This is a genomic window from Marinimicrobium alkaliphilum (genome assembly GCF_003259155.1).
Classification (GTDB): Bacteria; Pseudomonadota; Gammaproteobacteria; order Pseudomonadales; family Cellvibrionaceae; genus Marinimicrobium_A; species Marinimicrobium_A alkaliphilum.
Window position 1 is genome coordinate 113,274 of the sequence record NZ_QGMQ01000004.1, and the last position, 14,901, is coordinate 128,174.

Sequence of the window (14,901 nt, forward strand, 5' to 3'; positions counted from 1 at the left end):
TCAAGATTTTTGCGCCACTTAGGGCGCCATTATCGCACGGCTGCCCTACCCTGTGGGCTCTGTTACCCACAGCACCGCTTGAACTTACGCCCACTGCCGCACAGGCAGATGTCGTTTCGCTCCGGCTTTACGCTTTCATCCCGGGTCTTGCCGCTGACATAGAACCAGCGCGCCGACTCGCGCAGAAAGTCCGAGTGTTCTTCCAGGAAACGCCATTGAGACCCTGCACGGTAATAGGCTTTGAAGTGAACGCGGCCCTGGTCTCCGCTGGCGTCGCTGGCCAACACCTCCAAACCCACCCAATCCGGGCTGTCAGCCAAATCCAGGCTCTTGGGCCGGGTTGAGGAATGCCAGGTCGCCATCAGGTAATCCGCCCGGCCCTGCACAAAGGCGCTAAACCGTGAGCGCATCAGCGCCTCGGGTGTGAGCGCAGGCTCTCCGGCATGGTATGGGCCGCAGCAGCGGTCGTAGGCCTGCTGGCTGCCACAGGGACAAACCTGGGTGTCACTCATGAGATCACTTACGTCACTATCGACCGGTGTCATTGGCGCAAAAACTTCGCCGCATAGGAGCAGCTGGCTTTCATTGGGTAGTCTCGACTTTCAGCCCAAGAGATACCCTGGCGAACCAGCTTTTCAGCCAGTCCTTTATTGCGGTATTCGGGAGGCACATAGGTGCGGGTAAAGTCAACGACGGTCTGGTCCGGCTCGCGTGATTGGCCGGTGCTGAGGGTGTAATTCAGCTCTGCGGGGGTATCGCCGTCGAGTGGAATGATGAAGCGCTTATTTTCCGGCTCGTGGATAACGGTGTCTGTGCTCATATCGGCCTCCTATTTTGTCTATATTGCCTGAAGATGAAGCTTGCTCCTACTGACCTCTAGGCTCTCATCCCAGTTAAGGGTTTTGAGGGTCATACAATCGTTTTCCTCGATCAGACTGACCTTTTGGCGAGCATTAACCACTTTTGTCAGTACCTGTCTCCGATTGACTGCCAAGAGCTTCACGGCGCATAAAGGCCCAGTCAATCAGCGCCTCCACTGAGGGACCGAGCGCTATCCCCATCTCGGTCAAGGTGTACTCCACCTTTGGGGGCACTTGCGGATAAACCATCCGTGTGACAATGCCATCCTTCTCCAACTGTCGGAGCTGCTGGATCAGCATCTTCTGGTTCACCCCCTCAATACGTCGTTCCAGCTCGGAAAACCGCAAAGGCGATTTGGCCGCAAACAGCTGAATGATGATGACGATTTTCCACTTGCCCTCAAGCACTCTCAAAGCTTCGCTGGTCGCAGAAGCCCAGACGAGCTGCTGTTCAGGGTCCTCGCAGCGCCAGTCTCGATCGGCCATGCTTACCTCCCGGTGGGTATTGCACTTTTTGGTAGGTTCTTGTCATTACGTCTGTTTATCTCTATTTTGATCGAAAGCAACGGCGGAGGCTAGTACAGAAATGAAAATTGGCGTAATGGGTATCGGTAATATCGGCGGCACGCTTGCCCGCAAGCTAAGCGCGGCGGGGCATCAGGTTCGGGTCGCAAACTCCAGGGGAGCTGAGAGCGTTCGGCCATTCGCCGACGAAATCGGTGCTGAGGCTGTCGACACGCGCGGCGCAGTCGAGGGAGTGGAGCTGGTTATCCTGGCGATCCCGCTCTCTGCGATTGCCAAGCTCCCCAAATCGCTCTTCGAAAGCATCCGAAAAACGGTTCCGGTGGTTAGCACAAGCAACTACTACCCCGAGCTGGGAGATCCACGCATTCCCGAGATGGATGCGGGGCAGGTAGAGAGCCTATGGGTCTCGCAACAGCTGGGTCTTCCCGTGATCAAAGCCTTCAATAACATTCTTGCCTATTCCCTGGCCGAGCTGGGCCATCCCCACGGGGCGGAAGACCGACTTGCGGTTGCGGTGGCCGGAGACGATGTTGAGCAGAAACGCACGGTCATGGGACTCGTGGACGAGATCGGCTTTGACCCGGTGGATGGCGGCACTCTGGAGGAGTCGTGGCGACAACAGCCCTCAACGCCCTCGTACTGCTGCGATTGGGATGCCGAGACAATGCGCAAAGCGCTGGCCGCTGCCGTGGAAGGCGAGGCACCCCGAAAGCGCGCTCAATTGCCTGAACAATTTGGGTCGCTCGGTGCGAGCCCGACCCACAATGACATCGTCGCGCTCAATCGCTCCCTGAACTGGCCTGACTGATCTGATTATTCCACGAAAGGAGAAGAGAAATGAAAGCTGTAAGACGGACTGCCGGCGACAAGCCGGACCTGGAACTATACGACGAATCGACACCTTCACCCGGGGACCATGATGTGCTGGTTCGGGTTCACGCCGCCTCCCTGAACTTTCGCGATCAGGTGATATTGGATGGCCAATACGGTGGGCCAACTCAAGAAAACGGTATCCCTTTATCGGATGGCGCGGGAGAGGTTGTTGCGGTTGGCAAGCGCGTAACCCGCACCCAAGTCGGCGATCGGGTTTCGGCAAGCTGCAACCCGTTCTGGATCGGCGGGCCGATGCTGGCGGAATACCATTTGAACAGCTTTGGCATATCAGCCGACGGCTGGCTGGGTGAGTCTATCCTCGTGCACGAAAACGCCATCGTGCATCTGCCCGACTACCTATCGTACATAGAAGCGGCATCCTTGCCTTGCGCCGCGGTTACGGCCTGGACAGGCCTCAATTTGTCGTCGCCCCTTCAGCCTGGTCAAACGGTGCTGGTCCAGGGTACAGGCGGTGTCGCCCTGTTCTCTCTCCAGGTGGCGCGAATGTTTGGTGCTCGCGTCCTGGCCATCACCTCGACCGACGAAAAGGCCGAAACACTGAAAGCGCTGGGCGCAGAATCCGTGGTCAACTACCGCACCTTCCCGGACTGGGAACGCGAGATCCTCGAGCTGACCAATGGCAAAGGCGTTGACAAGGTGATCGATATCGCGGGGGAGAAAACCATCGTCAAATCAGCGGCATCCTGCCGAATTGGAGGGGAGATTGCGCAGGTCGGATTCACCAGCGGCGTCGGTGGTGGCTTGCCACCGATCGACATACTCGCACGCTCTCTGCGAGTTGCTGGCACGGCCATTGGCCCGCGGACGAATTTCGAAGCGCTGCTCGCCGCCATGGCCCAACATGAAATGAAACCGGTCATTGATCGGGTCTATCCGTTCGCGGAATACCGCGATGCCTACCAGCGTCTTGCCAGCGGGAATCATGTCGGCAAGGTCGTCATCGACGTGGCACATTAGCCCCAGGACTCTCCAGCTCGGATAGCGCCCTCCCCCGGCGTCAACGCCAACGCCGGAAAATGACGCTGGCGTTGACGCCACCAAAGCCGAAGCCATTGGATATGGCGTGTTCCATCGAGAGTGGACGTGATGTACCTCGCACTAAATCAAGCCCTTCGCTAGCGGGATCCGGATTCTCCAGATTGAGTGTGGGTGGTGCAATCTGGTCACGGAGCGCCAGGATCGTCAGAATCGCCTCCAGGCCCCCGGCCGCCCCGAGCAAATGCCCGGTGGCCGACTTGGTCGCACTTACGGCCACCCTGTCGCCGAAGGTGGCCTTGATGGCCGCAAGCTCTCCCCTATCCCCTAAGGGTGTGGAGGTAGCGTGGGCATTGAGATGCTGAATATCAACGGGACTCAATTTTGCCTGCGCCAGCGCGTTTGACATCGCTCGCCGGGCACCACTGCCGTCCTCGGGACCTGATGTTATATGGTAGGCGTCAGCCGTCGTCCCGTAACCGACGATTTCAGCGATAGGCGTCGCACCGCGGGCAAGCGCATGTTCCAGTTCTTCAATAACAAGAAGTCCTGCACCCTCCCCCATGACAAATCCGTCCCGGGCGATATCAAAAGGACGAGAGGCCTGCGCCGGCGTATCGTTAAAATTCGTGGAGAGCGCGCGAGCGGCCAAGAAGCCCCCCAGACTCACTGTGTCGATGCAGGCCTCGGCTCCCCCGCAGATGGCGACATCCACCTCATCCGCTCGAATCATTCTTGCGGCATCACCAATCGCCTGGACGCTGGCGGCGCAAGCGGTTACCGGCGCCCCGATGGGCCCCTTGTAGCCATGTCGAATAGAGACATGACCCGCAGCCAGGTTGACCAAAAAGGAAGGCACGGTAAAAGGCGAAAGGCGCCGTGCGCCTCGGGTGTCCGTCGTGCGCACTGCGGCGGCAATTGCCGGAAAGCCACCCACCCCGGATGCGATCACCGTAGCGGTACGCTCCTGCTCACGAGCGTGCTTGGGATGCCATCCTGCCTGGGTCACGGCTTCCTCCGCCGCAGCCAGTGCCAGCAGCATAAATCGATCCATCTTCCGCTGCTCCTTGACAGGCACAAAGCGATCGGCATTGAATCCGGCCTCTGGATCTTCCAGGTGATCCGGGACCACCCCGGCGATCTTTACCGCAAGATCACTCACCGTGGCCTCGGGTAATCGCCTGACACCAGACTGGCCATTCAAAAGCCGAGCCCAGTTGGGTTCTACGCCGACACCCAATGGCGAAACCAGCCCAAGACCTGTCACAACAACTCTACGCATACTTTATTCCTCGTTTCAAAATCGTGATGACCACAACGCTCATAACTAGGCGATGTGCCCTTCCCTCGCCACCGGCTTGATCCTGAACCAGATGGCGTACATCGCCGGCAGGAACACCAGGGTCAGCACCGTTCCCGCGAAGGTGCCGCCGATCAAGGTGTAGGCCAGCGTTCCCCAAAACACCGATTGAGTGAGCGGTATGAACGCCAGAATGGCGGCGAGCGCGGTCAAGATGACCGGGCGGGCACGCTGCACGGTGGCCTCGACCACCGCGTCAAAAGGCACCAATCCATCCTGTTTGTTGCTGCTAATCTGACCGATCAGGATGAGCGTGTTGCGCATCAGGATGCCGGCCAGCGCAATAAGCCCGACGAGCGCGTTAATACCGAACGGTTGCTGAAACAACAACAAGGTAGGCACCACACCGATGAGGCCTAGCGGCGCGGTGGCGAACACCATCGTCATGGCAGAGATCGAGCGAACCTGGAAGATGATCGTGGTCAATGTCAGGGCGATCATGATGGGGAACAGCGGCACCAGGGCACTATTCGCCTTGCCGGATTCCTCAATGGAACCGCCCAGCTCTATCCGGTAGCCCGCCGGCAGTGCGGCGATGATCGGCTGAAGCTCTTCCCAGATGGCTTTGGACACGTCGGGTGGCTGCAGGCCTTCCGCTATATCACCACGCACGGTGATCGTCGGCGTGCGGTCGAAGCGGCGCAGAATGGGGTCTTCCATGTGGACGTCTATCGTACCAATCTGCGATACCGGAATTTTCTGGCCGGCGGCTCCGGTCAGAGTGAAATCAGCGATCCTGCTTGGGTCAAGCCTTGTGCTGCCAGCCGAACGGGCCACGACCTGAACCGAGCGGATGTCCTCGCGTACCTCGGTAATAGGGATGCCACTCAACAGGAACTGTAGCTGTTGGGCGACATCGTTCGAGGTCAAGCCAAAGCTCTGCAGCCGATCCTGATCAAGCGAGAAACGCAATGCGGGTACGCGTGCGCCCCAGTCGGTGTTAACCGTTCGCATCTGCGAAGAGTCCTGCACGACGGCACGTACCTGGGCCGCGATGCCGCGCAGCTCATCAGGATCGGGACCCATCACACGAAAAGCCACGGGGAAAGGCGAGTACGGACCGAATACCAACTGGTTCACCCGCACGCGTGCCTCGGGTGCCAAGCCATCGGCCACCGCCTGGCGCAACCTGAACTTGAGTGCATCGCGCGCTGCTGGATCATCTGTGAGGACGACAATCTTGGCAAACGAGGGATCAGGCAGCTCCGGTGCCATGGCGAGATAGAAGCGCGGCGCCCCCTGCCCCACGTAGGCCGTGACAATTGTCGCCTCCGGCTGCTCGGCGAGCCAAGCCTCGACCTTGGCGGTCGCCACGCTCGTCTGCTCAATTGAGGTGCCATACGGCATTTGCACTTCGACCAGCACCTCAGGCCGATCAGAGGCCGGGAAGAACTGCTTGTTGACCACGCCCATGCCAAGGATCGCGATGCCAAAGGCACCGATCACCCCCGCCGCGACCAGCCATTTACGGCGGATCACCGAACCCAGCAGCCGACGGAAACGCTCGTAGTTGGGCGTGGCGTAGATAGCCCCGTGGCCGCCCTCGCGCTTCTTGAAATTCGGAAGCAGCTTAACCCCCAAATAGGGCGTAAACACCACGGCCACGATCCACGACACGATCAAGGCGATACCAACGACCCAGAACATATTGCTGGTGTACTCGCCAGCAGTGGACTTGGCGAAGCCATTCGGCATGAAGCCGATCGCTGTCACCAGTGTTCCGGAGAGCATGGGTGCGGCGGTGTGGCTCCATGCATAGGCCGCGGCACGAATACGGTCGTAGCCTTCCTCCATCTTCACCACCATCATTTCAATAGCAATGATCGCATCGTCGACCAAGAGCCCCAGTGCCAGGATCAACGAGCCGAGAGTGATGCGGTCGAAGGCTATGCCGGTGGCTGCCATGACGATAAAGACGGCGGCAAGTGTCAGGGGAACAGCCGCCGAGACCACGATGCCAGCACGCCACCCCATACTGAGGAAGCCAATCAGCATCACCACGCCGAGGGCGGCGAAGAACTTGAGCATAAACTCGTCGACGGCCGAACGGATATTGTCAGATTGGTCGGTGACCTTGGAGAGTGTCATGCCAAGCGGCATCTCGGCGTTGATAGCTTCAGCTTCCGCTTCTAGCCCTTTACCGAGATCAAGGCCGTTCCAACCCTCCCGCATGACGATACCGAGCAGCACGGCTGGTTCACCGTTGTTGCGAATGAGGAAAGTGGCCGGATCTTCGTAGCCCCGCTTCACCTCGGCAATATCGGCAAGTTTCAGCGTATGGCCCTGTGCATAGACGGGGGTATTGCGTATCGCCTCAAGGTCATCGATCGCGCCATCAAGCCGAATGAAAACCTGGGGGCCCCTCGCATCAATCGAGCCAGCGGGCATCATCGCATTACGCCCATTCAGTGCCGCGAAGAAGTCGCGCGGGGAAACACCGAGAGTCGCTAAGCGATCATGTGAGAACTCGACAAAGATCCTTTCGGACTGCTCGCCGATGATATTCACCTTTTTGACGCCCGGCACGTGAAGCAGACGCTGTCGCATGCTTTCAGCTTCGCGAACGAGGTGACGATGAGGTTCGCCCTTTGCTTTCAACGCATAAAGTGCAAAGGTCACATCAGCGTATTCGTCATTCACCATGGGGCCAATGACGCCACTGGGCAGGCTGCTGGCCTCATCGCCAAGCTTCTTACGTGCCTGATAGAACTGCTCGGCGACCTCGGCGGGTGGCGTGCTATCGAGCAGATACACCGTAGTGAAGGCTAAGCCCGGGCGCGTGAAGGTCTCCGTCCGATCATACCAGTCCAGTTCCTGCATGCGTTTTTCCAGGGGCTCGGCGACCAGCTCTTCCATCTCCTTTGCGGTAGCGCCGGGCCAAGCTGTCACCACCGTCATTTGCTTTACGGTAAAAGCAGGGTCTTCAGCCCGGCCGAGCATCAGGAAAGCCACAATGCCGGCGATGGAAATCGCCACCATCAAAAAGAGAGTGACCGAGCGCTCGCGTACCGCGAGGGCTGAAAGATTGAAGGCGCTCATGGCTGCTCACCGCGATCTACGGCCAAGCCCGTGGTAACCGCGCGCTCATCCAATAACCGGACTTGCGCGCCCTCGTGCAGCAAGTGCGCGCCTAGCGCCACGATGCGATCACCCACGTCGAGGTCGCCAACGACCGACGCCGTTTCATCGCTGAGGCCAACCACCTGTACGGCGTGCCACGTGACCTGCGGCGTCTCCCCTTCGATCAGCCATACGCCCGGCCCTTTGCCTGAATCGAAGAGCGCGCCTATCGGTACCTGCTGGGCCGAGGCGGAAGTGTCGATCCGAATGTCAACGGAGATGGTCGAGCCCAACGGGGCGTCCGCCAGACGGCCCTCCAGTAGGTAGCGCGCCTCGAAAGTCCGAGTCAGAGGATGTGCGGCATCCGACAACTGGCGAAGCGTTGTCGAGTCGGTTAGACCTCGGTCATACAAGGTCGCACGCCCCGTGGATCCGACCGCTGGTCGCAGCGTTTCGGGGAGGTCGATAAGTGCCTCGCGGGGGCCAGCATGGGCCACCCGCACCACGGGCTGACCGGCAGCAACGACCTGACCGGGTTCTGCCAGCGTTTCCACCACCACCCCGTCAGCATCGGCGAGAAGATCGGCATAGTCGGTCTCATTGCGTGCAACGTCCGCCCGAGCCTCGGCCGCCATGAGATCCGCCCGAGCCGTCTCGGCGGCTGCACGGGCACTGTCGTAGGCGGATGCTGACACCGCGCCTCGAGAGACCAGGTCGCGGTATCGCGCCTCGTCCTCAGTGGTTTGGCGCACGCGCGCCCTGGCGGCAGCCACGGCCTGCTCGTGGGCTCGCGCGGCGAGCACCAGATCCGTGGGGTCGATACGCATCAGTGGCTGGCCGCGCTCGACGGCCTGACCTGTATCGACTAGACGCTCCTGTATCTTGCCAGGTACGCGAAAGCCGAGATCACTTTGCACACGCGCGGCAACAATACCGGTAAATGAACGCTCGGCCTTTAGGTCGGCCTCCACGGTCGCTACTCGTACATAGGGATTCTGCGTCCGGGGATCGGCTGAAGCGCTGCCGTCGCTGCAAGCCGCCAGAACCAAGGGCAGCAGAACGACGATAGCGAGGAAATGGGTATTACGGTGCTGAAGCATGGCGACCTCCAGTGAATAAGGCCTCCATCTTCCAACTTGTGACCATTTCTGTCAATAGTCACAAACACATATATTCAGCGCTTTACGGCGCCAAGCTGCGTAGCACCAAGCTCGAAAGCTGCACGGGCCCGTCTTCAACGAGATCCAGGTTGTGCTGCAGCAGGAGGGGATTCGCATAGGGCTGCATGACCAGAAAGATTGAATGTACGGTCTCATCCAGGGGTGTCTTGCGCTCGAAATCGCCGCTTTCCCGTCCTTCACGGACGATCTCCATCAACATCTGTTCTATGCGCTGCGCATAGGCGCGAGCTGAGGGCCACCCTTCGCCTGCGGAGTGGGCGGCGATGTCGTACAACTTGCGATCATTGAAAAACAGGTCCGAGCCGGTCGCCACTAGTGCTTTGAACATTCTCCGAAACTTCTCCGTTGGCGTGGTCGCACTTGCTACGGCCTCTTCAACCGCGACGAGAATGGCGCTCAAGGTCCTGGAGCAGATGGCCTCGCCGATGGCCTGTTTGGAATCGAAGAACTTATAGATATAAGCCTTTGAAAAACCGATCGATTTGGCCAGGTCGGAGACCGTGGTCTTCTCGTACCCGTAGTGGCTGAAGTGTTCTTCGGCGGCCGCCACGATCTGCTCACGAACACTATGATCGGCAGGGCCCCGCGACTGCGGGGCGGAAGATGTAATTTCACTCATGGGGAAAACGATACCTCGCATTCTTTAGCTTGACAACTAGTGACCATACTGGATTATGGTTACTTACACAATTCTGTATCCCGGAGACTCTCATGCCCACCTGTCCTCGCACCCTCCCCTTTCTACTGACTATCAGCGTTTTAGCGGGTTGCGCTGTGGGCCCCGACTATAACCCACCGGAGACGGTCTTGTCGGCTCGCTTCCTCGGGCAGGAGGGCGTCGAGGAGCGTGAGGGCCAAGACAAGGCAAACCTCCAAGCCTGGTGGACCGCCTTCGATGATCCCATGCTAGCGCGTTTCGTCGTCCTCGCCGTCGAGCAGAACCTGGACATCGTGCAAGCGGCGACACGTCTCGCCCAGTCCCGAGCATCATTGCGCCAAGCCGATGCCGCCCTATTGCCATCGGCCAATGTGAACGCTCAGGCTGCAAAAGTATACCAGTCAGTCGAGACGCCGCTAGGGCAAGTGCTTTCTGTCACCCCCGGTTTCGACCGCAGTGGAAGCGCCTTTGAGGCTAATCTTGGTGCGAGCTGGGAAATCGATGTGTTTGGTGGCCTGCGGCGAGGACGGGAAGCGGCGCGCGCGGAGTATGTGGCATCTGAAGCGGGTGTCGTCGCGACACGGCTGGCCGTAGCCGCCCAAACGGCGGACGTATACGTCATGATCCGGGGGTTACAGGCGCGTATCACGATTGCTGAACAGCAAGCTGAAACCCGTCGCGAACTGCTCGACACGATCAAATTCCAGTACGAGAAGGGGGTTGCTGCCGAGCTTCAGGTGAACCAGGCCGAGGGGGCGCTCGCTCAAGTCGAAGCACAAATTCCGGCTCTTGAGGCCGGACTCGAATCGGCGATGAACGCGCTGGACGTGCTTCTCGGTGCGCAGCCTGGTACCTACCGTACCGAAGTGAGTCAGGTGGCGCCAATCCCGGCTGCCCCAGGCCTGGCACAAACCGGCACGCCGGCCGAGATGATTCGGCGGCGCCCGGACCTCATCCTGGCCGAGCAGCGCCTCGTTGCTGCTAATGCGCGCATTGGCATGGCGATTTCGGAGTACTACCCCAAGTTCTCGCTCGGCGCACTGCTGGGCAGTGCCACCACGCTATCGAGCGGTAACCTCTTCTCCAGCGATGCCAGTCAAGCCCAAGGTGTGCTCGGGCTTCGCTGGCGCCTGTTCGACTTTGACCGCGTTGAGGCACAGATTGCCGCTGCGCGCGGCCAGGAAGCCGAAGCGCTCGCCGCTTACCGTATAGCCGTATTGCGCGCAACTGATGAGGTCGAAAACGCCTTTTCCGCGCTTGTTAAACGCGAGGCCCAGGTCGACATTCTGGCGCGGGGTGAATCCTCTCTCGCCCGAGCCCGCGAAAACTCACTTGCCGCCTATGAAAGTGGTGTCGTCAGCCTGATCGAAGTGCTCAATGCCGACGCCAACTTGCTGCAAATAAGCGACACAAAGGCACAGGCACAAACCGAAACCGCACGTGCTGCTATTGCCTCATTTAGGGCTTTGGGAGGCGGATGGGACGCACCGCATCCAAGCACCGCCCGCACAAACTTGGTTAATGACCTAATCCGCTCGATGCACTCGGAATATTCGAAGACCGAATCTCTCGACTGAATTGATCTCTCCCCCCGTCGTCAGGAAAGCGCACCTGAAGGTCTCGGGAGGGGTTCACAGCTCGAGAATGATCCTGGTCTTTAGGCGTTCCTCGCCATAAAACTTCTTCTACAGCCAGGAGAGTTCTCCTTTACCAGCAGCACAGTGCCTTCACCTGTTATGAGTCATTCTCAAGCTTCACACTTCCTTGTCGGACTCTATTTGTATTCGCTTTCTTTCGAGCGAACCGACTGCGTTCAAAATCAAGATTCCAATGAGTAGTCCTAAAATCTCAATCAAACTAAAACTCCCGCCTCCAGAGCTCTCTGGATTACTCGGAGATCCTTGTTCGGGTGCTGCTGGATTCTCTGGCTCCGGAGCGGGATCAACCGGTTCTTCATCGATTGGGTTTTCAATTGGATCCGGGGCTTGGCCAATCGTGAACGATACAGGAAAGATTTGCTGATTCAATGTAGAACCTATCCCTGCCGATGAGCGAACAACCAATAGCACATCGTACATTCCTGGCAATAAATACTCGTGTTGGGTCTGATGAGACTGACCAGCGACGATCTCATTCAAATGGGTGCCATCACCAAAGTCCCACTCAAAGTCATAAGGAGCGACGCCACCTTCGACCATCGCGCTGAAAGTTGCCAACGCAGGCGCGGTGCTCGAGTTAACGGCGAGATCAAAACTGACACTCAGTGTTTCAGGCTGGATAACTGAAAGAATGTAAAGCGTCGCTTTCGCTTCCAACCCGGAACTTTCGTCCTTTAAGGTGACTTCTACGTCGTAGGTACCAGGATCATCAAACGTATGTTGCCAGTCTCCGCCTGCAGAATGTTCTTCCCCATTGATTCTCCAGTTATAGAGATAGTCACCACTACCCCCCTGCCCCTGAGCAGAAAAGTCAACCGTCAGTGGGACTAGGCCTGACAATTGGCTGGCAGACACACTCGCCAAGCTGAGCAAGGTGATCGGTTCAGGGCCCGCGACTACATTAACTGGCATACTTGCCGAGGTAGTACTACCTGTTTCCGAATCGGTTACCGAAACGCTCACCAAATAGGTGCCAGGGGCAATAAAGTCAAAACTAGGATTCTTCTGTGTCGATGATGAACCGTTGCCAAAATCCCATAGATAGGTAACGGTTCCATCGCCCCCCAAAACATCGACTTGAAAATTCACGTTCAAGGGCGCAGCCCCATAGGTTGCATCGGCCGACATTTTACTAATCGAGACTGGATTAAACTGGCTTTCAGCAATCGGATTGATACTTATCAGACCCTGAACATTGTTGAGTGGATTGCTAGCATCTTGCACTTTTAGCATCACCTCCTGCTCGCCCACCTCCAGAAAGCTTAAACTTACGCTCTGACCTTCAAAGGAGTCCCCCGAAGGTAAGGTCCACAGGAAATCATAGGCACCAGAACCACCAACTGCATCCGCAAAGAACTGCACATCAAGAGGAACATATCCAGATAGCTTGTCCGCTGAAATCAGCTTGAGGCTAACAGGTAGAACTGCCGCACCGGCCAAGTCAATTGTAATTTTCGGTGTCACGGGATCGTTGTGGCTAATCTGCAATTCCGTAGACACATTGCCGGTTCTCACCGGATTGAACGCCAGCTGCAAGTCACAGGTTGTGCCTGGGGCGATAACATCACAATTCCCTGTTGGGTAGAAGCCGTAATCCGCACTGACAAACTCAAGGTTTTCAATCAGCAACGGAGCCGTACCATTATTTTCCAAGCCCAAGACCAAATTTGATGTTTCACCTAAAATAAGCGTGCCATAGCTCAAGCTAGTTGTTGATAATGATACTCTGGGGACGTCTTCAGCTTCTGCCAAGATACTTATTTCCATTGTCTCGTAGTCTTCCCCGTCCGTGAAGACAGCAATGGCTCCCGAAAGCGATCCTGATGCCAAGGCTTTCAAACTGACACTTATGACACAACTTTGAAATGAAGCCACCAGGGTTTCACTGCAGTCATCTGTCAGTATTTCAGCGTCTAACTGATTGGGGAAATTGAGAGAAATTCCCTGTATGTTTAAAGGGCTATAGCCCTTATTCTCAATAGTAATTTGTTTTGTTTGAGGGTAGGTTGTCAACAAATTGGCTGTCACTTCAGATTCAAATGCCAAGGGTCTAGCGACTGCTCGGGAAAACCAACTTTCATGACCCCTGGTCATTCGTGTATCTACAGGAACGTCCGGATCATCTACTGCGCCGGCGTAGCTGGCTTTATAAGCCGTTACACCCACGTACCAATTTCCTGGTCCTATCGACTCAATAGAATATTCGGTCGCTAAGCCAACATCCTGACGATACTGATAAAAGGGGGCATCTTTCTTGCCCCAATAGACAAAATACCCCGCCGGATCGGGATGGGTGGTGTGATCCCAGCTAACCGCTATGGTATCCCCAAGGGTGTTAACTTGGATATTGCGTGGCGGTGAAATGGGAGTATCAGAAATTTTCTCTAATTGAAAGGGTGAAAAATCGATAATTGCCAAACCAGAGGACGTGTAAAAATCACGAATAGAATTTTGTATTTCTGCTTCTTCCGAAGTGCCCCACCAGTTATCTGTTGCATTGACATACTGTCCCTGCCCAGCCCACGTTCCCATCAAAATACTAAAGCCACTACGCTCAACATTGCTATTATTGATTCGTGTTCCCGAACTACTAAGTTGAATCATGGCCATAGTGGCCGCTTCATTGCCGCAGGAATTATTATAGAAAAGGCTATTCAGGATTTGATGATTGCCCGGTATAACGAAAAACGGATCTCCACATCCGCTGTTATTAACAAAGCTATGACCACTACCTTGAATTGTAGCCATACTCGAGTTTGATAATATGCGGCTATCTGCAACCAGGTTATGTGATCCCTGAATGCTTATACTGTTCGAGCCCACATATCCAATGATCATATTGTCGGTAAAGTCGTCATCCGAAGATGAAAAATGCGGCGATGTTCCGTTGATTATCAGGTTGCCGTAGATACGATTATTGATACACGACAGGTAAAAGGCAGTCCCATTTTCATAGAAAACGTTAGCTGAGATGTCTACACTACAACCAGCTATTCCTAATTGATACCCTGAAAAATAGTTATTTTTTATTATTGAACTTGGCGGTGTGCTTCCTATACCAACGGCTACACCACCAGTTATAAATTCAGAATCTGTTAGTATTAAACTACCTGCAGACTTGTTTATCGCATACCCTTCAATGTTATTGAACTTTGAACTTCTTACAATCAGGGGCGTGTCAGCAATGTAGCCTCTCAATATTCCGCCACCCATACTGTTCAGAATTGCAATATTGTTGATGTAGGGTGCCTCGCGTTCAATGGCTATCACCGGACGATCACTGAGTGTTGAGTTGCCGCCATCAATGAAATCGACATAGGACAAGATAGAGCCGCTGCTATAGTCATCACCATCCAACTGATAGCCAATACTACCCGATTGAAAGAACACGCCCCCCCAATGCTTGCCTGACTCAATGGCTCCAAAGCTGACCCGGTTGTCTGAGACGCCCAGAATCCTGAGCTCACCCTCTACCTGAATAGCCGATTGCTCTCCAAGTAATACCTGTGTGCCCGGTTCGATAGTAAGTCTTGCGTCAGGGCGAATAAGAACATTCGTCGATATTACGTAAGGGCTACCTGCTTGGTTCCACACCACGTCGCCACTTAGTGCGCCCTGCACCCAGGTTTCGGCCCTGCTTATCAGCGACACAGTGGACAACAGAACCATTCCAAGCGTGACAGATAACACCTTGATTTTGATAGAGATTTTCACAATACCCCTCCTTGCC

11 protein-coding genes are annotated in these 14,901 nt (G+C 56.3%); 3 read left to right on the top strand and 8 right to left on the bottom strand.

The window, feature by feature from the left end; translation table 11 throughout:
* Positions 1-62: 62 nt before the first annotated feature.
* The 3 genes from DKW72_RS07880 to DKW72_RS07890 all read right to left on the bottom strand — a co-directional run bounded on the left by DKW72_RS07880 (position 63) and on the right by DKW72_RS07890 (position 1,346).
* Positions 63-512: a YchJ family protein gene (locus DKW72_RS07880; RefSeq protein WP_111641807.1), complete on the bottom strand. Its 450-nt coding sequence runs from the start codon at positions 510-512 to the stop codon at positions 63-65.
* 29 nt (positions 513-541) lie between these two features.
* The gene (locus DKW72_RS07885; RefSeq protein ID WP_111641808.1) at positions 542-820 is read right to left on the bottom strand and encodes a GNAT family N-acetyltransferase; all 279 of its coding nucleotides are present in this window, start codon (positions 818-820) and stop codon (positions 542-544) included.
* A 133-nt stretch (positions 821-953) separates the two neighbouring features.
* Positions 954-1,346 carry a winged helix-turn-helix transcriptional regulator gene (locus DKW72_RS07890; protein WP_111641809.1) on the bottom strand — a complete coding sequence of 131 codons (393 nt, stop codon included), beginning with the start codon at positions 1,344-1,346 and terminating at the stop codon, positions 954-956.
* 100 nt (positions 1,347-1,446) lie between these two features.
* Here DKW72_RS07890 and DKW72_RS07895 point away from each other — a divergent pair, with 100 nt between their 5' ends.
* Both DKW72_RS07895 and DKW72_RS07900 read left to right on the top strand, forming a co-directional pair.
* Positions 1,447-2,193, top strand: coding sequence for an NADPH-dependent F420 reductase (locus DKW72_RS07895; protein WP_111641810.1), 747 nt, complete (start codon positions 1,447-1,449; stop codon positions 2,191-2,193).
* A gap of 29 nt (positions 2,194-2,222) precedes the next feature.
* Positions 2,223-3,236, top strand: coding sequence for a zinc-dependent alcohol dehydrogenase family protein (locus DKW72_RS07900; protein ID WP_111641811.1), 1,014 nt, complete (start codon positions 2,223-2,225; stop codon positions 3,234-3,236).
* 40 nt (positions 3,237-3,276) lie between these two features.
* Here the strand turns inward: DKW72_RS07900 and fabF are convergent, their stop codons facing one another.
* The 4 genes from fabF to DKW72_RS07920 all read right to left on the bottom strand — a co-directional run bounded on the left by fabF (position 3,277) and on the right by DKW72_RS07920 (position 9,474).
* The gene (gene fabF, locus DKW72_RS07905; RefSeq protein ID WP_111641812.1) at positions 3,277-4,536 is read right to left on the bottom strand and encodes a beta-ketoacyl-ACP synthase II; all 1,260 of its coding nucleotides are present in this window, start codon (positions 4,534-4,536) and stop codon (positions 3,277-3,279) included.
* A 45-nt stretch (positions 4,537-4,581) separates the two neighbouring features.
* On the bottom strand, positions 4,582-7,653 hold the full coding sequence (locus DKW72_RS07910; protein WP_111641813.1) for an efflux RND transporter permease subunit: 3,072 nt from the start codon (positions 7,651-7,653) through the stop codon (positions 4,582-4,584).
* The gene (locus DKW72_RS07915) at positions 7,650-8,645 is read right to left on the bottom strand and encodes an efflux RND transporter periplasmic adaptor subunit (RefSeq protein WP_232522352.1); all 996 of its coding nucleotides are present in this window, start codon (positions 8,643-8,645) and stop codon (positions 7,650-7,652) included. The genes DKW72_RS07910 and DKW72_RS07915 overlap by 4 nt, the downstream gene beginning before the upstream one ends.
* A 211-nt stretch (positions 8,646-8,856) precedes the next feature.
* Positions 8,857-9,474, bottom strand: coding sequence for a TetR/AcrR family transcriptional regulator (locus DKW72_RS07920; protein ID WP_111641815.1), 618 nt, complete (start codon positions 9,472-9,474; stop codon positions 8,857-8,859).
* 92 nt (positions 9,475-9,566) lie between these two features.
* Here DKW72_RS07920 and DKW72_RS07925 point away from each other — a divergent pair, with 92 nt between their 5' ends.
* Complete coding sequence (locus DKW72_RS07925; protein WP_111641816.1) at positions 9,567-11,090, top strand: efflux transporter outer membrane subunit; 1,524 nt, start codon at positions 9,567-9,569, stop codon at positions 11,088-11,090.
* 177 nt (positions 11,091-11,267) lie between these two features.
* Here DKW72_RS07925 and DKW72_RS07930 read toward each other — a convergent pair whose 3' ends face one another.
* Positions 11,268-14,885 (bottom strand): PKD domain-containing protein, encoded by a 3,618-nt coding sequence (locus DKW72_RS07930; protein ID WP_198411272.1) that lies wholly within the window; start codon positions 14,883-14,885, stop codon positions 11,268-11,270.
* Between the last annotated feature and the right edge of the window lie 16 nt (positions 14,886-14,901).

Bases quoted from the DNA above. Each gene is read 5' to 3' on its own strand.
- DKW72_RS07910 (WP_111641813.1), bottom strand. From the start codon at position 7,653: ATGAGCGCCTTCAATCTTTCAGCCCTCGCGGTACGCGAGCGCTCGGTC.
- DKW72_RS07890 (WP_111641809.1), bottom strand. From the start codon at position 1,346: ATGGCCGATCGAGACTGGCGCTGCGAGGACCCTGAACAGCAGCTCGTC.
- DKW72_RS07885 (WP_111641808.1), bottom strand. From the start codon at position 820: ATGAGCACAGACACCGTTATCCACGAGCCGGAAAATAAGCGCTTCATC.
- DKW72_RS07895 (WP_111641810.1), top strand. From the start codon at position 1,447: ATGAAAATTGGCGTAATGGGTATCGGTAATATCGGCGGCACGCTTGCC.
- fabF (WP_111641812.1), bottom strand. From the start codon at position 4,536: ATGCGTAGAGTTGTTGTGACAGGTCTTGGGCTGGTTTCGCCATTGGGT.
- DKW72_RS07920 (WP_111641815.1), bottom strand. From the start codon at position 9,474: ATGAGTGAAATTACATCTTCCGCCCCGCAGTCGCGGGGCCCTGCCGAT.
- DKW72_RS07880 (WP_111641807.1), bottom strand. From the start codon at position 512: ATGAGTGACACCCAGGTTTGTCCCTGTGGCAGCCAGCAGGCCTACGAC.
- DKW72_RS07900 (WP_111641811.1), top strand. From the start codon at position 2,223: ATGAAAGCTGTAAGACGGACTGCCGGCGACAAGCCGGACCTGGAACTA.
- DKW72_RS07925 (WP_111641816.1), top strand. From the start codon at position 9,567: ATGCCCACCTGTCCTCGCACCCTCCCCTTTCTACTGACTATCAGCGTT.